This is a genomic window from Moraxella bovoculi, from assembly GCF_000988745.2.
In the GTDB taxonomy this organism is placed as follows: domain Bacteria; phylum Pseudomonadota; class Gammaproteobacteria; order Pseudomonadales; family Moraxellaceae; genus Moraxella; species Moraxella bovoculi.
This window is the reverse complement of the sequence record NZ_CP011381.2, coordinates 1,337,502-1,358,140: the sequence shown is the minus strand read 5'-3', so window position 1 is coordinate 1,358,140 and position 20,639 is coordinate 1,337,502. Positions and strand designations below refer to the sequence as shown.

19 protein-coding genes and 2 tRNA genes are annotated in these 20,639 nt (G+C 46.7%); 12 read left to right on the top strand and 9 right to left on the bottom strand.

Annotated elements, in window-relative coordinates; translation table 11 throughout:
• Window positions 1-175 precede the first annotated feature (175 nt).
• Both AAX10_RS06190 and AAX10_RS06185 read left to right on the top strand, forming a co-directional pair.
• Complete coding sequence (locus tag AAX10_RS06190) at window positions 176-1,057, top strand: M23 family metallopeptidase (RefSeq protein ID WP_046700145.1); 882 nt, start codon at window positions 176-178, stop codon at window positions 1,055-1,057.
• A 3-nt stretch (window positions 1,058-1,060) separates the two neighbouring features.
• A complete protein-coding gene (locus tag AAX10_RS06185) occupies window positions 1,061-1,975 on the top strand; it encodes a bestrophin family protein (RefSeq protein WP_046700144.1) in 915 nt (304 codons plus the stop codon).
• Window positions 1,976-2,028: 53 nt separating this feature from the next.
• Here the strand turns inward: AAX10_RS06185 and AAX10_RS06180 are convergent.
• The 4 genes from AAX10_RS06180 to folP all read right to left on the bottom strand — a co-directional run bounded on the left by AAX10_RS06180 (window position 2,029) and on the right by folP (window position 4,316).
• A tRNA-Ile gene (locus tag AAX10_RS06180) sits at window positions 2,029-2,105 on the bottom strand.
• Between the two features lie 91 nt (window positions 2,106-2,196).
• Window positions 2,197-2,281 (bottom strand) — tRNA-Leu (locus AAX10_RS06175).
• A gap of 128 nt (window positions 2,282-2,409) precedes the next feature.
• On the bottom strand, window positions 2,410-3,447 hold the full coding sequence (locus AAX10_RS06170; protein ID WP_046700652.1) for a ribonuclease Z: 1,038 nt from the start codon (window positions 3,445-3,447) through the stop codon (window positions 2,410-2,412).
• 2 nt (window positions 3,448-3,449) lie between these two features.
• Window positions 3,450-4,316 carry a dihydropteroate synthase gene (gene folP / locus AAX10_RS06165; RefSeq protein ID WP_046700143.1) on the bottom strand — a complete coding sequence of 289 codons (867 nt, stop codon included), beginning with the start codon at window positions 4,314-4,316 and terminating at the stop codon, window positions 3,450-3,452.
• Window positions 4,317-4,393: 77 nt separating this feature from the next.
• Here folP and hflX point away from each other — a divergent pair, with 77 nt between their 5' ends.
• From hflX to AAX10_RS06150, 3 genes are all read left to right on the top strand, one after another.
• The gene (gene hflX, locus AAX10_RS06160; RefSeq protein ID WP_046698342.1) at window positions 4,394-5,785 is read left to right on the top strand and encodes a ribosome rescue GTPase HflX; all 1,392 of its coding nucleotides are present in this window, start codon (window positions 4,394-4,396) and stop codon (window positions 5,783-5,785) included.
• A 627-nt stretch (window positions 5,786-6,412) separates the two neighbouring features.
• Window positions 6,413-6,838, top strand: coding sequence for a hypothetical protein (locus AAX10_RS06155; protein ID WP_046700142.1), 426 nt, complete (start codon window positions 6,413-6,415; stop codon window positions 6,836-6,838).
• A 3-nt stretch (window positions 6,839-6,841) separates the two neighbouring features.
• Window positions 6,842-7,546 carry an LrgB family protein gene (locus tag AAX10_RS06150; protein WP_036366207.1) on the top strand — a complete coding sequence of 235 codons (705 nt, stop codon included), beginning with the start codon at window positions 6,842-6,844 and terminating at the stop codon, window positions 7,544-7,546.
• Between the two features lie 92 nt (window positions 7,547-7,638).
• On the opposite strand, the gene AAX10_RS10610 is transcribed toward AAX10_RS06150, so the two are convergent.
• Window positions 7,639-7,779, bottom strand: coding sequence for a WG repeat-containing protein (locus tag AAX10_RS10610; protein WP_080702225.1), 141 nt, complete (start codon window positions 7,777-7,779; stop codon window positions 7,639-7,641).
• A gap of 5 nt (window positions 7,780-7,784) precedes the next feature.
• Window positions 7,785-7,970 carry a WG repeat-containing protein gene (locus AAX10_RS06140; RefSeq protein WP_036366210.1) on the bottom strand — a complete coding sequence of 62 codons (186 nt, stop codon included), beginning with the start codon at window positions 7,968-7,970 and terminating at the stop codon, window positions 7,785-7,787.
• Between the two features lie 165 nt (window positions 7,971-8,135).
• Between AAX10_RS06140 and AAX10_RS06135 the strand changes: the two genes are divergently transcribed.
• Window positions 8,136-8,822, top strand: coding sequence for a pirin family protein (locus AAX10_RS06135; protein ID WP_046700141.1), 687 nt, complete (start codon window positions 8,136-8,138; stop codon window positions 8,820-8,822).
• A gap of 52 nt (window positions 8,823-8,874) precedes the next feature.
• On the opposite strand, the gene AAX10_RS06130 is transcribed toward AAX10_RS06135, so the two are convergent.
• Window positions 8,875-10,332, bottom strand: coding sequence for a bifunctional ADP-dependent NAD(P)H-hydrate dehydratase/NAD(P)H-hydrate epimerase (locus AAX10_RS06130; RefSeq protein ID WP_046698338.1), 1,458 nt, complete (start codon window positions 10,330-10,332; stop codon window positions 8,875-8,877).
• A 57-nt stretch (window positions 10,333-10,389) separates the two neighbouring features.
• Window positions 10,390-11,094 carry a MiaE family protein gene (locus AAX10_RS06125; protein ID WP_080947076.1) on the bottom strand — a complete coding sequence of 235 codons (705 nt, stop codon included), beginning with the start codon at window positions 11,092-11,094 and terminating at the stop codon, window positions 10,390-10,392.
• Window positions 11,095-11,631: 537 nt separating this feature from the next.
• On the opposite strand from AAX10_RS06125, the gene AAX10_RS06120 reads away from it, so the two are divergent.
• From AAX10_RS06120 to dsbD, 5 genes are all read left to right on the top strand, one after another.
• A complete protein-coding gene (locus AAX10_RS06120) occupies window positions 11,632-12,627 on the top strand; it encodes a porin (RefSeq protein WP_046700140.1) in 996 nt (331 codons plus the stop codon).
• A gap of 165 nt (window positions 12,628-12,792) precedes the next feature.
• Complete coding sequence (locus AAX10_RS06115; protein WP_046700139.1) at window positions 12,793-14,397, top strand: cytochrome ubiquinol oxidase subunit I; 1,605 nt, start codon at window positions 12,793-12,795, stop codon at window positions 14,395-14,397.
• Between the two features lie 2 nt (window positions 14,398-14,399).
• Complete coding sequence (gene cydB / locus AAX10_RS06110; RefSeq protein WP_046700138.1) at window positions 14,400-15,539, top strand: cytochrome d ubiquinol oxidase subunit II; 1,140 nt, start codon at window positions 14,400-14,402, stop codon at window positions 15,537-15,539.
• A 15-nt stretch (window positions 15,540-15,554) separates the two neighbouring features.
• Entirely contained in the window at window positions 15,555-15,680 is a 126-nt protein-coding gene (gene cydX / locus AAX10_RS06105; protein ID WP_036366232.1) for a cytochrome bd-I oxidase subunit CydX, read from the top strand.
• Between the two features lie 123 nt (window positions 15,681-15,803).
• A complete protein-coding gene (dsbD, locus tag AAX10_RS06100) occupies window positions 15,804-17,861 on the top strand; it encodes a protein-disulfide reductase DsbD (protein WP_046700651.1) in 2,058 nt (685 codons plus the stop codon).
• A gap of 181 nt (window positions 17,862-18,042) precedes the next feature.
• On the opposite strand, the gene AAX10_RS06095 is transcribed toward dsbD, so the two are convergent.
• A complete protein-coding gene (locus tag AAX10_RS06095) occupies window positions 18,043-19,551 on the bottom strand; it encodes an alanine/glycine:cation symporter family protein (protein WP_046700137.1) in 1,509 nt (502 codons plus the stop codon).
• A 422-nt stretch (window positions 19,552-19,973) separates the two neighbouring features.
• On the opposite strand from AAX10_RS06095, the gene AAX10_RS06090 reads away from it, so the two are divergent.
• Window positions 19,974-20,639, top strand: coding sequence for a LemA family protein (locus AAX10_RS06090; RefSeq protein ID WP_046700136.1), 666 nt, complete (start codon window positions 19,974-19,976; stop codon window positions 20,637-20,639).

Here is a 20,639-nt window from a genome sequence, read left to right as displayed (position 1 = left end):
GTTTTAATTAATCTTTTTTTAACAAAAACATGAAAACCTGTCCTGTGATGGGTTTTCATGTTTTTTATGGTTGTGTTACAATAAACTTTGCCCAAATTGGGCGGTTATGTTTATCTGGATTTTGTTTATAATTTTGCCAAAATAAATCATCAAGCTGTATAAAGAGGTTATTGTGATGGATGTCGCCCACAAAGAAACAACAAACTCACTCATGGCACCCCTAAAAGCTACCGCGCTATTGATCAGTGCGTGTGGTGCTTTGACATTTGTAGGCTGTGCAAGCAAGCCAACTTACAATGGTGGTGCGAGCAATCAAAAAATCGTGACCAATAGCCGCGGTGTACCAAATCGCTACATGGTAAAGCAGGGCGATACTGTTAGTAAGATTGCAGAGCGTTATGGGCTTGACTGGCGTGAACTTGGGCGAATGAATGGATTGGATTCTAAGTACACCATCTATACAGGGCAATACTTAATCCTATGGCAGGGTAAAGGCGATACAGCTGGCAGAACCCCAACGCCATCTGCCCAAAGAGCACCAGCACCGACCACAACCAGAGCGCCTACACCTGTGGCAAGTACGCTACCTCGTGCGACCACACCGCTGCCAACACCTGCGCCAAGCTACACACCGCCACCTGCTGCTAATGCACCACTATCAGTGGGTAGTGCGGGTCTGATGCAGTTTCTCTATCCTGTGGGCAGCAGTAACCCTGTGGTTCGTCGTTATGGTACGACCACCATTAATGGTCAAAGTGTCACCAGTCAGGGCATGTGGTTCTCGGGTCGTGGCGGCGATGCAGTGCTGGCGAGCCGCTCGGGAACGGTGATTCATGCTGATGGTAACATCGATGGTGCAATGATCGCAATTGCTCATACAGATGGCTTTGTGAGTAACTATTTCCACATCCAAAATGCAGAAGTTAAGTCAGGTCAGACCGTGCAAGCAGGTCAAAAGATCGCAAGCATGCGTGCTCAGCCTGATGGTGCGGCATTGCTTGAATTTCGTATTTCTCGTAATTCCAGCTACATCGATCCGCTTTCTGTCCTAAAATAATCCATGATAGTACGCGATAAAAGTAACAGCCTAAAGCTATTGTTCGTCTGGCGTGGCACGATACTGCCAAAAGTGCTACCCATGGTGCTCATCTTAATGGCAGTGTCTATGGTGGCATGGATGCTCACCCACTATAAGGTGTATACCGTCACGGGCGTGCCTGCGGTGGGTTTTACTGTATTTGGGGTGGTGTTGTCGATATTCTTGGGGTTTCGTAACACCGCCTGCTATGACAGATGGTGGGAAGGGCGAAAGCTATGGGGCGCGATGATCGCTAATACGCGACATCTAACCCGCGACAGTCATTTTCTCGAACCTTATCAAAGAGATAAGCTGCTAACTGACATGTTGATATTTATTGGTCTGCTGCGCAATCGTCTGCGCGGACAGTCGTCGAGTATTGAGCAGTTCACCCATTATCATCCGATCGACCAAGATGAGATAGATCGATTTAATCAGCATATCAATGCACCGCAGCTGGTGCTTGAGCGGATGCAGCTGCGTCTGATGGATGCAGTCAAGTCAGGCAGCATGACAGATATCATCTATACCAGCGTTCAGCGTCATGTGGTAGAGATGGGTAGCATTCAAGCAGGCTGCGATCGTATCGCCAGCACGCCACTGCCTTTTCCGTATTCGGTGCTGCTGCATCGGGCGGTATTTTGTTTTTGTTGGATGTTGCCATTTGGGCTGGAGTCGGTTATGGGGATTTGGACGCCATTTTTGGTGGGTTTCTTATCCTATCTTTTGCTTGGGCTTGATGAGCTTAGTTATCAGCTAGAAGAGCCGTTTGGTACAGCGGATAATGACCTGCCGCTAGATACCATGGTAAGACTGATGGAGCGTGAAACCTTGGCGCTACTGAATAACCCCATTCCCGATGCGATCAGTGCTGATCAATATTATAATTATAGCTAATTAAATCAAATAAATAAAAACCCTTTAAAGCATCGACTTTAAAGGGTTTAATTTGGTGGGCCCACACAGACTCGAACTGTGGACCAAAGGATTATGAGTCCTCTGCTCTAACCGACTGAGCTATAGGCCCGAAACGAGCGTTTATTATACTAAGATTTTATGATTTTTCAAGTGTTTTATTAAAATAAAAAACCGATGAATCATCATCGGTTCTTAAAATGTGGTGGGGACGGAGAGACTCGAACTCTCACACCTCGCGGCGCTGGAACCTAAATCCAGTGCGTCTACCAATTCCGCCACGTCCCCAAGTTGTCTATCTAGACCATCTGTCGATGTCGTCTTGATGGGCGTATTATATACATTTTTTGGAAGTTGACAAGTATTTTTTTATAAAACTTTTATAAAAATAACATAAGATATTGATTTATATTATTTTATTTTTTCATGATTTTCATGTTTTTGTCATTAATGAGTATGGACATGAAGTCTTCGGCGCATACACAGTACCCTTGATAGTGCTGACTGATCTCCTGTGCGACATGACCCATGTTAGGGGCAGGGTTATCTGGCTCATAAAAAGGCGCAAATCTGGCACTAAAATGCGTCAGGATAAGATTAGGAAGTTTTACACGCTGGGCGAATTGCGTCACCATCTTGGCGCTGCTGTGCTGTGGGTCGAAGCTGCTTTCGCCTGTCCGAGACAGCACCTTATCCAGTATCGCCTGTGTGTAGGTCGCTTCATGAACCAGAGCATCAGCATCATGGATCACATCAGTCAAAAGTTCTGGTGTGTCATTATCGCCAGCGATGACGATCTTGGATTTGATGTCCATCTGCTCAATGTATTCATTTGGGATGATGGATTCATTATTGATACGTATGGGCTGGTGCGGTAGATTGGTCTTGAATATCTGATGCCAAAAGTGCTTGGGGATGTTATCGCTAACGAGCTTGTCAATGTTCAGCTTATGTTGATGTATGGCTTGTTTAATGATAAACGCATAACTAGGACAGCGGTGTGATAGAGCGGTGGTCTTGATATTGAGGGTTTGATTGTCCAATGACAGGGTGGTCGGCTGATCATGTTCAACGATGATACGCTCGATGGCGAAACTTAATCTAAGCTCGGTATGGGCGACATAAGCGTCTAATAACGCAAAAACACCCTTAGGTGCGATGATGGTCAGCGCAGTGGTGCGCCCATGCATGGCAAGGCTTGCCAATAAGCCCGCCAAGCCATAGCAATGATCGCCATGCACATGAGTGATGCAGATGGCGCGCAAGTTACTAAGGCGTAGCTTGGTGTACATGAGCTGATGCTGTGTGCCTTCGCCGCAGTCGATCAGTAGCCAAGGCGCACGATGATTGGTGGTTTCTTGCTCACTGGCGGGTAGTTCGACGGCAAGGGCGGAGACGTTACGTCTTTTGGTGGGGATGCCGCTGGACGTACCCAAAAAAGTTAACTTAAACATAATCAGCTGACCATCTGCCATATCTTTATCGCCTGCGCCATGTGAGCGACATCATGCACTCTGACAATACTTGCCCCCTTTTGAATGGCAAGCAGGTGAGCAACCGTGCCTATCACGTCTCTGTCGGTTGGGAGGTGGTCTTGAGCGGGGGCAAATGTACTTAAAATCTCGCCTAAGAATCGCTTACGGGATACACCAAAGAGCATGGGCAAGCCAAAATGAGCGATGATAGTATCCAAGCTTTGCATAAGCGTGATGTGATGAGCGTGATTTTTGGCAAAACCCATGCCCACATCTATCACGATGTTTTCACGTCTGACCCCTGCGTTTAGGGCTCTCTGAATGTCTCTATCTAACTCGCTGATGACTTCACGCACCACATCATCATAATTGGCAAGGCTGTTCATGGTTTGGGTCATCGTATCAGGTTCGCCCCGTGAGTGCATGATAACCACAGGGCAATCAAGGCGAGCAACCACATCGCATGCCCCATCTCGGTGAAGTCCACGTACATCATTAACCATGTCCGCCCCTGCATGAATGCCTTGTTCCATGACGACAGGATTGCTCGTGTCAAGCGATAGCCACACATCTTTGCCAAACTCCGCTTGTAAGGCCTGTACCACAGGGATAACCCTATCAAGCTCGGTCTCGGTTGCTACGCTTGGGGCGTTGGGGCGAGTGGACTCTCCGCCAATGTCAATAATGTCCACGCCCCAGCGTATCATCTCATCGGCATGGCGTAGGGCAGTGTCTATGCTGTTAAAACGTCCGCCGTCTGAAAATGAATCGGGCGTTACGTTTAGCACGCCCATGATTCTAGGGGTGGATAGGTCAAGGGTTTTATGATTAAAATGCAGTATAGTCATCGTATGATCCTACCTTGAAATTTGGCTATCATACCACAATCTACCACAGATAACATTGAAATCACAAAGGACAGCTTTTGCAATATTTTGACCGACATGACGGCGGAGAGAACGCCATTTTGGTACATCTTGACATACGTGAGATGATTGACCCTGATGATTTAGAAGAGTTTCGCCTGCTGGTGCATTCGGCAGGAGCGAATGAGCTTGACATCATCACAGGTGGACGGAACAAGCCGCACGCCAAATATTTTGTCGGCACGGGCAAGGCAGACGAGATTGCCCAGGCGGTGGCGCGTCATGAAGCGGACATCGTGATCTTTAACCACGACCTAACCCCAAGCCAAGAGAGAAATCTAGAAGCCTTGATTAAGTGCCGTGTGCTAGACCGCACGGGGCTGATTTTGGATATTTTTGCCCAGCGTGCCAGAACGTATGAAGGTAAATTGCAAGTGGAGCTTGCCCAGCTGTCGCACCTTGCCACTCGCCTTGTGCGTGGGTGGACGCACCTAGAGCGTCAAAAGGGCGGTATCGGACTTCGAGGGCCGGGGGAGACGCAGCTGGAGACGGACAGACGACTTTTGCAAATTCGGGTAAATCAGCTCAAAAACAAGCTCGATAAAGTCAAACAAACCCGCTCGCAAGGACGCGCCAAGCGCCAAAAATCAGACGTGCCGACCGTGTCGCTTGTCGGTTACACCAACGCAGGCAAATCCACACTCTTTAACCGCCTTGCCAATGACAATATCTACGCCGCTGACCAACTGTTCGCCACGCTAGACCCGACACTTCGTAAGGTTAAATGGGCGGGCGTGGGCAATGTTGTGCTTGCTGATACGGTGGGCTTTGTGCGTCATCTGCCCCATGAGCTGGTGGAGAGCTTTCATGCCACGCTAGAAGAGACTCTAGAGGCCGACCTACTGCTTCATGTCATTGACAGCAGTAGCCCCGAGATGCACGAGCAGATTGATGCGGTGAATGCGGTGCTTGATGAGATTGGTGTGACTGCTCCTGTACTACTGGTGCATAATAAAATTGACCGCACCGATGAGATGCCAACCATTCACTACAAAGAACAAGGCGTGCCACACCGTGTCTATGTGTCTGCTCGTGAAAACTTAGGCATGGACGAACTCACTCAAGCCGTGCAAGAGCTATTGGTGGGCGGACTGTCCGACTTTACGCTCACCTTACCCTATCACGCAGGACAATTTAAAAATACCTTGCATGAGCTTGGGGTCATCACCCATAGCGAATTTGACGATACAGGGCATGAGATGCTCACCGTTCGCCTTGCTAAAGCTAAATTAAAAGAATTGCTTGGTAAATATCATTTTAATGCCTTTGACGTATTGCCGCCACACGAGGCAAGCCAATTTTTGCCAGAATTGGAAGAGTTTGAAAAGGTGGAAGTTAAGGCGAATGATGATAAAGATCACAATGATGATTTAGACCCGTTTTGTTTGTAGGGCGTGGTTTTGGTAAGTGGTAAGTGGTAAGTAATACGCACTCTGTGATTTGCTAAGATAAACAAAACAACAAAAGAGCAAGCAATCAAAAAGTTTTGTTTATGTGTTTTAAGCCTTTGCATCTTAACAGGTTGCCTAGCTAGGTCAATGCGACCACCACCACAAAGCCGGTCATATTTTTACAAACCAAACAAAAAGAATGTTAATGATGAATTAATTAAAAGTGATGTGGAAGAGCGAGGATGTGAAAATATTGGATTTGTAAACATGTCTGATAATAAATATGTTGAATCTCAAATTTGTATGTTACAAAAGGGCCATAAAAATCGTGCTTTTAAAAAGGGTGTATGTAGCGATTTGTATTTTGGCAGATATTGCTCCACAAAGCAAATCTTAGATTAGGCTCTTAAACAAAATCCAATATTATTTTTAGGCCATAAGTACACCATCGACTGCTAGATCTACACTTTTCTCACGGATTATGAAATCTTCGCACTCATTTTAAACCATTAATGATATTTCATTCTCTCAGAAAATACCGAACATTTCTATAAAGTGGACCGATCACGGCTTGACCTTGTGAATAGATAGTGCTTTAATAAAAGTTAATTCGTTACAAGGACGACCATGAAATCCCCATATTTGACCAAGTCGCAGACTTTCTGGCTGGGCATGCTTGCTACTGTTATTATCGTTATTGGTGTGCGCGAGCTTGCGTTGGTCGTTTGCACTGCTTTTGGCATGCCGACCGCCACCAATATTGTTGGTCTGGTGTCACTCTTTGTCGTGCTGATGGGCGTGCGGTTCATTAAGGGTGGTTTGCCAAATTGGCTATCATCATCGTCTAGCGTGCTACTGGTGGACAGTGGGTTCGCCTTTCTACCCGTGTCGGCAGGAGCGGGGATTTTGTTGTTTGGGCTTGGGTCGGACTTGCTTGCCGTGTCGGCGGTCATCGTACTTAGCACCGTGATACCGCTGTGGGCGTTTGCCAAATTGTCCCAAAAATGGCTCAAAAACAACGATCAAGACAACGCTGCCAAGGACAGGGGGTGAGTCATGGATAACATCACCATTGACAGCACCACCATTCTGATTGCCTTTGTCGTTACGCTCATTGCTCACATCGGGGCGAAGTATGTCTTGCGATATATCAACCGTTATTTTCGTGGGATACCGATGATCATCATCGCCATTGTGCTGACGCTTCTCATTCTCACAGTCATTCAGCTGCCTTATAATACCTACTATGCCAACGCCAGACCTGTCTTTGATCGCTTGCTTGGGTATAGCACCGTTCTGCTTGCTGTGCCTTTGGCAGGTATGGATTTTAAGGGCTTGCCTGTCAAAAAGCTGTCTATCATTGTCGTCATGGCAAGCTTAGTTGGGGCGATCGTGCCGATGCTGCTTGCCTATTTGTTCGCGCTAAATATGGATACGATTCTGTCATTCGCCACGCGTTCGGTGACCACGCCTGTGGGCTTGTCGGTCGCTCAGATCATCGATGCGCCACTTGTCATGGCGAATCTTATCATCATCGTATCGGGGATTTTGGGGGCGGGGGTTTGCCGAATTTTGTTCAAAAACATCACGGACGACAGAGCAAAAGGCTTGGCGCTTGGCTTGGTCGCTCACGCCATTGGTACGGTCGAGGCATGGACAATCAGCCCCACCGCAGGGCGATATGCTGCCTTCGGGCTTGCCATCAACGGCTTGGTAACGGCGGTTTGGCTGCCGATGGCGATACTGTGGCTGTTGAAGTGACTTAAAAAGCACCCACTTGGGTGCTTTATTTTAATCAATGCGTTCGCCTGTTTTGTCTATATAAAAGGGTTCACCAAAAATGATTTCACCATTTAGTGATACTTTGCCACACCATTTTCAAACCCCCGAACATCATCATATTGATAAGGAATTACAACCTTACCTGTTTTGTCAATAAAGCCGTATTTGTTGTTTTGACTCACTGCCGCCAAATCTTCTAAAAAATACCAAATCCAATCTACTCGACAGGAATAATCAGCTCGCCTGTCTTATGTACAAACCTGTATTTCCCATTTTGTTCTACCTTTGCCAAACCGCTGTGCAGGCAACCAACATCATCATACCCTGTTACCTTTGGTTTTTCACACGCTAAAACAGACAAAGGCAAAAGCAATGGGGTAAAAATAAGGGGTTTGATATTCATGATAATTTCCTAAAAAGTGTGGGGTTATCATAATTAATTTAGGTGAGATTAACAAGCGTGTTTTATTTTTCCCATTAAGAAAATATACATCAACAAAACTGCTATTTATTTCTTATTTTTAAAAATTTATAATGGGATAAATTTTAACAAACATCAGGTATTTTTATGATTATACCCAGATTATCGCACGAACGTGGTTTTGCCGAGCATGGTTGGCTGACAAGTCGCCATAGTTTTTCGTTTGCTGATTATTATGACCCCAATTTTATGGGCTTTTCTGCCCTCAGAGTCATCAACGAAGACTGGATAGCCCCGAGCATGGGCTTTGGTATGCACCCACACAAGGACATGGAGATTTTGACCTATGTGCTGTCGGGGGCGGTCGCTCACAAGGACAGCATGGGCAACAGCCAGACCGTGCCAGCAGGCGAGTTTCAACTCATGTCGGCAGGGACGGGCGTGCGTCATTCGGAGTTCAACCCGAGCGACACGGACGAGCTACATTTGTACCAAATCTGGATAATGCCCAACCGCATGGGCGTAACCCCACGCTATGAGCAGGCAAGGTTTGATGAGTACATGGGCGGTACGCTAATCCTATCGCCCACAGGGGAGAGTGGGTCGTTTGTGGTGTATCAAGACGTGAAACTGTGGCGGTATCAGTTGGACGGCGAGCAAATCGTAAGCCTTGACAAAGGTAGAGCCTACTGGCTACAAGTCGCCAAAGGGTCTGTTGTGATAAGTGGCGAGCAGTATCAAGCAGGCGATGCGGCAGCGATAATTAATGAAAGTGAAATCATCGCCCAAAGTGACGAATTTGCAGAATTTTTGTTATTTGATTTGCCACGCTGATGAACTAATGTATTTAATCTAAAATAAAAAACCGCTTAGAATAAGCGGTTTTTTATTTTAGATTAACCGCTTGCCTAATGGCGTGTGGCATCTGATGGGCAAAGAGTCCACGAGTGCCATCTTTGGCGAGTAGGTCGCCTGCGTGGGCGTGCAGAGTGACAGCTGTCATCGGGCTGGTGTCATACTGCGCCAGAATGCCTGCCATCATACCACTTAGCACATCGCCCATACCTGCTGTCGCCATGCCAGCGTTGCCCAGTGTGCAGATCTCAAGTGTGCCTGTGTGGTCTAGCGCTAGGCTATTCGCGCCTTTAAGCACCCACTGACCGCCATAGGTGTGCTGCAGGGCGTGAATGGCGGCGAATCGATCATCTTCGATGGCCTGCGCGGCGGTGTCTAGCAGTCTGGCGGCTTCGCTACTGTGCGGGGTTAATACCCATTTTTGGGGTAGTTTGCATTGCATTGGATAGGTCGCTAAATGCCACAGTGCATCTGCGTCTAATATGACGGCTTTATTTGCCATATTGGCAAGTAGATGGTCAAAAATACGCTTGAAGGTCTGCTTTGCCCATCCATCGCGGCCTAATCCCATCCCGAAACACACCGAATCCATCTTAGCTAAGCTGTCCAAAGCATCGGCATCATCAATATCACCAAGCATGAGATTGGGCGAGCGTGATAGGATCGCTGAATGATGATTAACGTGTGTCAAGACGGTGGTACGTCCTGCGCCCGTCGCCATTGCTGATTCTGCTGACATGATGACCGCACCGCCCATGTGTGGATGACCGCCGATGACCATCACAGAACCGAAGTCACCCTTATGGGCAGTATGCTTGCGCGGAGGTAATATCGGCGGAGTGTCAACGAGATGAGCGATGGGGCGAATCGCACCATCATTCGGGATAAGTGGCACGGTGATGACTCTACCTACTGCATCCTTACTGGTAGACCCAAACAGACCGCTCTTAAGACCGATCAGGCAGAGTGTCACATCAGCACGCACGCAGACGGGCAGGGCGATGCCTGTATTAGCATGCAGTCCGCTGGGTACATCGACAGAGATTTTTAGCCCTTGGCTGTCATTGAAGCGATGAATGAGTGCCTGATAATCTTCATCGAGCGCACGAGACAATCCAATGCCGAATATGGCATCTATCTGAATGTCGGCAGGCGGGGTGTTGTTAATATCATCGCTGATAAGAATGCTCGTCATTTGCGTCTGTGCTAGGGCGCGATCGGCGTCTGGTGTGGTGGGCGGGTTAGGCAGGACGACCGTCACGTCAAAGCCAAAATCATGCAAATATCTAGCAATCATCAGCCCATCACCGCCATTATTACCCGTGCCGCACCACACACAGATGCTGTCTGCATCATAGGCGATGTCTATGATGTGGTGCGCCATCAGCAGGGCGGCTTGACACATCAGCCCAAAGGATGAATTATCCTGATCGAACCATCGCTGTTCCCACAGGCGCACATCTTCTGCGGTATAGATGGGCTGTCTCATGGTATTTATCCTTTAGTGGGTGGTGTGATTACGCATGAAGCCAATCAGTCATACGTATTATATAAAGTCGGGCACGCCACTATGGAAGCGTAGCTCGCCATCGGGCGAATCGATCAGCTCCGCCTCGACCTCACGGAAGAATGCAACACGCTCATCGATGCTCTCATCGGTGATGGACTGTGCTAAGCGCAGATAGTCTTCGTAGTGGCGACTTTCTGACTTTAGTAAATACTTGTAATAACGTGCCAATTTCTCATCGTCAATCACATCCGCCAGCGCCGAGAACCGCTCACACGAACGCGCCTCAATGAACGCACCGATGATCAGCACATCAACCATCGCAGCAGGCTCCCACGTGCGCTTATGCTTAAGTAGACCCTTGGCGTAGCGACCTGCTGACAAATATGACCATTCAATGCCGCGCTCTTTCATTAATGTCAGCACTTGTTCATAATGTAGCATCTCTTCACGAACCAGCTGAGCCAGTCGCTCCTGTAGCTCACGATGAAACTCATAACGAAAGATCAAATTCATCGCCGTTCCTGCTGCCTTCTTCTCGCAGTTGGCGTGGTCTTGCATGAGTAGGGGTAGGTTGTCCTTAGCGGCGCTCAGCCATTTATCCGATGTGCGCGCACCTAGGAACTCATGAATGTGACTGATGTCGGTGGTGGCTTTGGCGCGCGTGGTAATGTTCTGTAAATCGTCTTCAGGGGCGATGGTCGCATCTGGGTTTAGGATGTCGTTCATTGGTGTGTCGGTCATGATCGTCTCAATGTTCAAAAAAATTAATCAATCTATCAATGAATATTTGTGTAAACATTTGTGTTCTCTGTGTAAATATTGGCTTAAGCTAGCTTAATAATGTTACAGCGTGATGACCATTTTAACATATTTTTTGGGTGAAAAAGGTGTGAATATTGCTCAAAAAATGTACAATATTGCACAATAATGACACTAATTTACTAATGATAATAATAATATATCTCTATATTAACAAAATTTTGAAGGCTTGATAAATAAATAACTATATGAAAAATAATAAAAAATTAAAAAACATCAGAAAAATTTAAAAATTTTTTGGTTAAAGGTGTTGCAAAATATGACAAAGTTGGTATTCTATAAATGAAATGTGGATCTGGCAAAGGTCTTTTCTGAGTTGTTACAATTCAATAAGTCACGAACCAGATTCTTTATTTCGTAAAATAACCTCGCAGGCTTGTTTTAAATTTTAAATAATCAAGTTCTGCATTGGGCGCAGCTTTAGCGACCCAAACTAAAAAATGTAATGTGGAGAAACCCATGAAAAAACTACTTTTAGCATCAGCCGTCGCTGCTCTATCTATCACAGCTGCACAAGCTGCCCCAACTGTATATGGTAAAGCATTCCTTACTCTTGACGTTCAAGACGGTAACAGCAACAGTGCCGCTAAAGATTCACGCACTCAACTAAACTCTAACGCTTCTCGTATCGGTCTTAAAGGCTCTGAAGCACTAACACAAAACACTGACCTAGTTTACCAACTAGAATATCGTGTTGACATCGACTCTGACGCTGCTCGTAACTGGGAAAGCCGTGATACTTATCTAGGTCTTGCTAACAAGCAATACGGTACACTAGTAGCTGGTCGTCTAACTACTATTGATGACTATGTTGACTACGCTAACGTAACAGCTGGTCGTCCAGTTGGCGGTGACGGCGTTCTAGCTTCATTCAGCGCACGACGTGCAAACAACGCATTCGCTTACTTCTCACCAGAGCGTAACGGCCTACAATTCATGGGTATGTATGCGCTAGATGAGAACAAATCTACTGACAACCTAAAAGGCGACGCATTTGGTGTTGGTGTTAAGTATGAGCCAACCAACGCTCCTTACAAAGTAGGTGCTACTTACATCAAAGCAAGTCAAGCAGCTAAAGATAACAACCTACAAGCTATCCGTGTAAGCGGTGCTTATGCTGCTAGCCCAGTATTGACTCTAGGTGGTCTATATCAGCACACTGACTACAGCACTGATGACAACGAAAATGCATTCACTGCTTCTGCTAACTACAAAGTAGCTCAAACTCCTTGGACTACTTATGGTCAGCTAGACTTCGTTGACAACTACGAAGGCAACAAAGACGCTGAAGTATTCCGTACCGTTGTTGGTGGTAAATATGTATTCAACAAAGCAACCACTGGTCACATCTACGGTGCATACCAACGTTCTGAAGGTACTAACCTAAAAGCTGATGCAGATGGTAACAAAGCCAATGCATACGGCATCGGTGGTGGTATCGAATACAAATTCTAACCTGATTTAGAATTTAGATACTAAAAAAGCTCATCCTACGGGATGGGCTTTTTGTTTTAGTGTGTGATGATTGAGCTTTTTGCCAAATTTGACTAAGATTTATTCAATATGGTTATTATATACTGTATAATCATGTTGTCTTTGTCTTAATAAAATGGGTGCGATATGATTACTGAGCATTTGGTGGATATATCACGGCTACAGTTTGCAGTGACGGCGCTGTTTCATTTTCTATTCATTCCCTTGACGCTGGGCATGACATGGCTACTGGTCATCATGGAGTCGGTGTATGTCATCACAGGTAAGCAGGTTTGGCGTGACATGACGAAATTTTGGGGGAAGTTATTCGGCATTAATTTTGCACTTGGGGTAACGACAGGCATCACGATGGAGTTTCAGTTTGGTACCAACTGGGCGTATTATTCGCATTATGTGGGTGATATTTTTGGTGCGCCACTTGCCATTGAGGGTTTGATGGCGTTTTTTCTTGAATCGACGATGGTGGGGTTGTTTTTCTTCGGCTGGGAAAGAATGAGTCGTGTGCAGCATTTGTTTACCACAATTTTCATGGCACTTGGGACGAATTTGTCTGCGTTGTGGATTCTGGTGGCGAATGGCTGGATGCAAAATCCTGTGGGGGCGGAGTTTAATTATGAAACGATGCGCATGGAGATGACGAGCTTCACGCAGATTCTGCTAAACCCTGATGCACAAAATAAGTTCGTGCATACGGTGTCAGCAGGTTATGTGGTGGGTGCGGTTTTTGTATTGGCAATTTCGGCATTGTATTTGCTACAAAAAAGAGATGTAGAATTTGCCAAGCGCAGCTTTCATGTGGCAGCTGCCTTTGGTTTTGCGTCTATTTGTAGTACGATCGTGCTGGGTGATGAGTCGGGTTATTCGATCGGATTGGCTCAGCAGACCAAGCTTGCCACCATGGAGGCGATGTGGGAAACCGAGCCTGCACCTGCCAGCTTTAATCTGGTTGCTGACATTAATGAGTCGGAAGGTAAGAATGACTGGGCGATACACATTCCATATGCCATGGGAATCATCGGTACGCGTTCGTTTGATAAGCAGATTCTAGGCATTCATGACATCAAAAAAATCAACGAAGAGCGAATCAAAAATGGCATCGTCGCCGTAAGCTCTCTTGATCAAATGCGCGAGGATAAGAGTGCAGGACGTGTGATTGATCCGGCGGTGCTGGAGAGCTTTGAGAAGAACAAGAACGATCTGGGTTTTGGGTTACTGCTTAAGAAATACACAAGCGATGTCACGCAGGCGACGCCAGAGATGATCGCACAGGCGACAGATGATACCATTCCTAGAGTGACGCCGATGTTTTGGTCGTTCCGTGTGATGGTAGGACTTGGCTTCTTGATTTTGGTGCTATTCGCATTAAGCCTATTTTACACGATCAAAGGCACGTTCACGCAGAAGCCTTGGCTGCTCAAGTTCGCTGTCATCATGTTGCCTGCGCCTTGGATCGCGGCAGAAGCAGGGTGGTTCGTGGCGGAATATGGTCGTCAGCCGTGGACGGTGTATGGCATCTTACCAACTCATCTGTCTGTGTCGAACATCGATGTGTTGAATGTGATTTGGTCATTGACGGGCTTCGTAGTGTTCTATACGGCGCTATTCATTGTAGAGATTTATCTCATACAAAAATACGTGCGTCTGGGTCCTGCCAGTCTGGGCACGGGTCGCTATTATGGCGAGAAGACAAGTCCGAACATCATCAATCCGAGCGAGCATAAAGAGGTGTAGCCATGTTATTTGATTATGAAACTCTAAAACTCATCTGGTGGCTGCTCATAGGCGTGCTGCTTATTGGTTTTGCCATCATGGATGGGCATGACATGGGCGTGTGTAGTCTTTTACCTTTCGTGGGTAAGACGGATGAAGAGCGTCGTGTGATTATCAATACCATTGGACCGCACTGGGAGGGTAATCAAGTATGGTTCATTACCGCAGGTGGTGCGATATTTGCGGCATTACCATTGGTGTATGCCACGGCATTTAGTGGCTTTTATTGGGCGCTTATGGCGGCGCTGTGGGCGTTGTTCTTTCGCCCTGTTGGCTTTAAATATCGCAGTCTGGTTAAGGATGATCGCTGGCGCACGGCATGGGACTGGGGGTTGTTTGTTGGTTCGTTTACCCCTGCTTTGGTCTTTGGCGTGGCGTTTGGTAACTTGTTCTTAGGCGTGCCTTTTGGCTTTGATAATAGCTTGGTATCGACTTATACGGGGTCGTTCTTTGAGCTGTTAAATCCATTTGCGCTACTTTGCGGATTGGTCAGTGCGACGATGCTTATTATGCAGGGCGGTACGTATTTGGCGCATCGCACCGTAGGCGACATCCAAGCCAGAACGATACGCTACACTGGCATTGTATCGGTGCTGATGGTGGCGTTGTTTATCATTGCAGGTTTCTTTTTGGCGAATATGGATGGCTATGTCATCACGAGCAGCATTGATAAGAATGCGCTGATCGATCCGATCTCAAAGACCGTTAAGCTTGAGTTAGGTGCTTGGTTGAATAACTATCATGAACAGCCTATTCTGTGGACATTCCCTGTATTGGGCATCTTGATGGCGCTCGTTGCGGTGGTGTTATTGAGAGCCAATAAAACACTGCTGGCCTTTATCGCATCGAGCTTGTCCGTGCTTGGTGTAATCATGACGGCAGGCGTGGCGTTATTCCCATTCTATATGCCATCATCGTCAGATCCACGTTCTAGCTTGACTGTATGGGACAGTACTTCTAGTCAGTTCACGCTCATGGTGATGGTGTATGTGGTTGTGCTGATCCTGCCTGTGGTCGTGGCATATACGAGCTGGGCTTACGCCATCATGCGTGGCAAAGTCACCAAAGCATACATCAAAGAAAACGAACATACGTTATATTAACGACCAGGGGGAATTATGTGGTATTTTGCATGGATATTAGGCTTAGGCTTTGCGGTACTACTGGCGGTAGTCAGTGCAGTCTGGGTGGAATTTGAAGAATCGCGCCACGATGCATTCTACAAAGATGTCGATGTTGATTGATTCATCATTGATTAAGAGAGTCGCGTAACTCTTTTGTTGCGCGATTTTTTCATAATGGTATTTTTGGCGATTTGTATAGATATTGGTGTTATAATGCGTTTTTTTGCTGTGTTTTACTGTTTTATGCGATCATTCAATCTAAAAAACTCCTTAATAATCGCCACGTTGGCGGTGTTGCCATTAACGGTATCAGCGCCCAGTACTGCCCAAGATGGCGGGGTTGCTGCTTTATTTGGACAAAAAGCCCAAAAATTCCTACCTGTACATGAAGCGTTCAATGTGGCCGTGCGTGTGGAAGGTGATGAGGTCGTGGCGACGTTCAAAGTCACACCCAAGCATTATGTTTATCGTGATAAGATCAGCGTGAGAGCGCCTGATGGTGTCAGTGTTGGTAAGTGGCAATTTGACAAGACTGCCACCATGATCGATGACCCGACATTCGGGAATGTGGCGGTATTTGAAGAAGATGTGACCGCCCGTGCCAAATTAAGTTCGACTAAGGATGTGAGTGAGTCTTTGGCACTCCGCTGGCAGGGCTGTGCTAAGGCAGGGCTGTGCTATCCGCCTGAGATAGTGAGATTCCAAGCAGATATTAAAGGAAGCTCTGCTAACGACAATATACCAAATTCAAAGACTGATAAAGCCGCAGCTGATACCAAGCCTAAAGCACAACCAGAACAGAAAGCTGTCTCAAACATCGCAGCACCGATCACCTCCAATCAGCCAGAAGATGCTAAGTCATCTGAAGATGTGGCTGACAATAATGCCAAAGAACCTCAAGACCAACAATACGAAGCAATCAATGCGGATAAACAGAATGAAGCTGCTGCCGATGAAGCGATAGCTTCTGATGCTAATGTTCAGAATGATGTGATAGATGAATCAAGCACGCCAGCTAATGATGTCGTCCAAACCATGCCTCAGGATGGACAGTACGAGCTTAATCACACGCTAACACTGAGCGATCCGTTTGGTATTCATAAGAATCCTGTATTGGCGTTAGGATTATTGTTCTTGGCGGGGCTTTTGTTGGCATTTACACCTTGTGTGTATCCGATGATTCCTATTGTCGCGAACATCGTCGCCCGCCAAAAAACCATTGACAGCAAAAAAGCCTTCGCGCTGTCTGCCGCCTATGGCGTGGGCGTCGCGACTGCTTATGGTCTGCTGGGTGCTCTCATTGCGTGGCTAGGTCGTACGGTGAATATCTTGGGCTATCTACAGAATCCCGTTGTGCTCATCGCCTTTGCTTTATTGTTCGCGTTGTTGGCATTGTATATGTTTGATATGCTAAAGATTAGCCTGCCGAGTGCCATTCGAGATAAGCTACAAGCCAAATCCCAAGCTGCTGATGACAAGCTTGGCAGCATTGGCGGTAGCTTCTTGGCAGGCGGGTTGTCGGCTTTGGTGGTATCGCCTTGTGTGTCAGCACCGATGGCGGGTGCGCTTGCGGCGGTGTCAGTCAGTGGTAGTGTGCTGTTTGGATTCTTTGCACTGTTCATGCTTGGCATTGGTCTGTCGCTGCCGCTTATGTTGATGGGTGCAGCTCAGGGCAAATGGATGCCTAAGGCGGGTGCGTGGATGGCGCGCGTGAAGGAGTTCTGTGGCCTGCTGCTGCTTGCGGTTTCTCTATTATTGATTGAACGTGTGTTTGTCTCGCCTGTTGTTCTGTTACTGTGGGCAGTATGGTTTATCATCGTGTCGTTATGGCTGTGGCGATTGACTAGGATGCCTGCGCGTGTGTTGGCTGTCTCTGGCTTTATTTGGGCTGCGTGTCTGATGGCAGGTGCATCGATGGGTGCTAAGGATGCGTGGCGACCGCTTTCTGTGATGAAGGCATCAACGGTATCCCATACTGACAAGCACATCACCACGATTGACGAGCTTGATGCGATTCTAGCGAGCCATGATAAGGTGCTGATTGATCTGACGGCAGACTGGTGTGTGGAATGTCGCATCATGGAGCGTGAACTATTCACGGATCGTCCAGAGACCTTGAATGACGTTCAAGTGGTTAAATTTGACATCACGGAGGTCGCTGATGATGGTCGCGCGCTACTGGATCGCTATCAGCTCATGGGTCCACCTGCGTTGATATTCTACCAAAAAGGCAATCTGCACAACATCATGCTGGGGCAGACGAAGCGAGCTGAATTTGAAACTGCCTTAGCGAATTTCTAATAATTAAAAACCACCATAGCAATTATGGTGGTTTCTTAATCTCTTAATCTCTTAATCTCTTAATCTCTTAATCTCTTAATCTCTTAATCTCTTAATCTCTTAATCTCTTAATCTCTTAATCTCTTAATCTCTGCGCAAAAATTAAGCCCTTTATGAACAGGGCTTAATGAACAATCAACGATTATTTATTTTTTAGGCGATCTTCCCAGAAGGTTGCGCCTTTGATGCCAAGCTTAACAGGGTCGAAGGTATAGTTCGTAACGCCTGCTTTCTTTTGCTCTTCATAGTCGCGAAGGGCATTAAGTGTAGGCTTGGTTAGGAATGCAAACATTAGTAGGATGCCCACGATGTTTAGCCACGCAGTCATACCAACACCGATATCGCCCATGTTCCAGATATAACCTGCACTGTTCAAGCTGCCATAAGCCACAACCAGCAATACGCTGATCTTTGGAATCCATACGCCTAGCTTCTGAGTGCTTGCTTTCATGCGACGCGTTAGATAGGCTACGTTCACTTCAGCGATGTAGTAGTACGCCAAGATTGTAGTGAAGGCAAAGAAGAAAATCGCAACGGCGATGAAGTGGTTGCCAAATGAACCAAAAGTAGTCTCTAACGCCATCTGAGTAAAGGCAGGCGTGCCGATTTCAGCGATGCTAGGATCGACGTTTTGAACGATGAATTCTTTGGTTGTCTCATTTTGGATGTTGTAGGTGCCCATGGCCAAAATCATAAAGGCAGTCGCTGAACACACCAGTAGGGTGTCTACATATACTGAGAATGCTTGTACCAGACCTTGCTGAGCAGGGTGCTGAACTTCTGCAGCACCTGCGTGGTGGGGACCTGTACCTTGACCAGCTTCGTTAGAATACACACCACGCTTAACACCCCAGCCAATCGCTGCGCCTAGGCCTGCCATTGGGTTAAGGATGTCACTCATGATAAGCCCAAATACCGCAGGGATCTTGTCAAGGTTCGTTACCATGATGATGAGCGCTAGAATGATGTAGCCCAATGCCATGAAAGGCACAACCAGCTCTGCCACGCGCGCGATACGCTTAATACCACCGATGATGATCACTGCTAATAGAGCAACAACTACCGCCATCACGATAACACGGTTAGTACCGACATCAATGCCAGCGAAGTTCATCATCGCACCATCGCCCGTGATACGAGTAACCGCACTAACAACACCGTTCGCCTGTACGCCAGGCAAGAATATGCCGCAAGAGATGATAGCTGCGATGGCGAATAGGATGGCGTACCATTTTTGACCCAAGCCTTTTTCAAAATAATAAGCAGGGCCACCACGGTATTGACCTGTGATCGGGTCGCGCTCTTTGTAGATCTGTGCCAGGGTACTTTCTGCGTATGCAGTAGAAGCGCCCAAGAATGCCACAACCCACATCCAAAATACCGCTGAAGGGCCACCAAAGCCAATCGCTGCTGCCACACCTGCGATGTTACCCACACCGACACGGTTTGCCAGTGCTATCACAAACGCTTGAAAAGATGAGATGCCGTCAGCTGATTTGGTCTTGCTGAACATCAGATTAACCATTTCTCGGATCATGCGAATTTGCACGAAGCGAGTCATGATTGAATAAAATAAGCCTGCACCCAAGCATAGATATACCAGTGCAGGACTCGAGATAATACCATTTAACGTATTAATAAAATTTTCCATCACTATTCCTCAGCCCATTGGAAAATATAAAATAAAAGCGACATTCACGACTATCAATGAAGAATAAAGCATTGACTAAACAGAGGTGACGTGAACTTAATGTTGCAATTTGCCATAATTTCGCAACAATTGCCAGTAAAATTTTCAATTGTGGGCTATTTTTTTACAAAAAAGCTTGATTTTTGGATGAAATTTATACTAATTGGTTTGAACTTGAAGAATTTTGGCGCGATTTATTGAGGCTTGTCAATAAAGTTTTTGCAAGTTTAACGATTGTGTTGTGCTTGTGTAAGATTTGGACGGTTTTGCTTGTATTTTTGGGTTAAGCTTGTCATTATACTGCTAAGTTTAGCGATTTTTAACATAAGACCGCTTAAGTTGAACGCCAAGAGTGACTTTATTTCTATTCATAAGGAAAAAACATGAAAAATTTCAAAAAACTTACCTTTGCTGCACTATTGGCAAGCTCGCTAAGCCTGTCTGGTTGTGGTTATAACACCCTGCAAGCCCAAGATGAGCAAGTAACCGCATCATGGTCTGAGGTGGTGAACCAGTATCAGCGCCGTGCTGACCTAGTGCCGAACTTGGTTGCTGTCGTACAGCGCTATGCTGAGCACGAAAGAGAAGTATTCACCCAAGTAGCATCAGCGCGTGCAGCCACTGGCACTGTCCAGATCACACCTGAGACACTAAATGACCCGAATGCGATGAAGCAATACCAAGAAGCCCAAGCGCAAATGACGGGTGCGTTATCTCGCCTGATGGCAATCTCTGAGCGTTACCCTGATCTTAAAGCCGACGCGATGTTCCAAGATCTACAAGCTCAGCTAGAAGGCACTGAGAACCGTATCACAGTGGCTCGTCAGCGTTATATCCAAGACGTCCAAGGTTATAATACTACCGTGCGCCAGTTCCCAACGAACCTAACGGCCATGGTGTTCGGCATGGATTCAAAAGCCAACTTCACCGTTGAGAATGAGCGCCAAATCTCAACCGCACCGACCGTGAATTTTGATAATGGTTCAGCCGCCGGCGCATCGGGCACAGCGACAGGCACGAACACAGGTACAGCAACGTCAGGACAATAA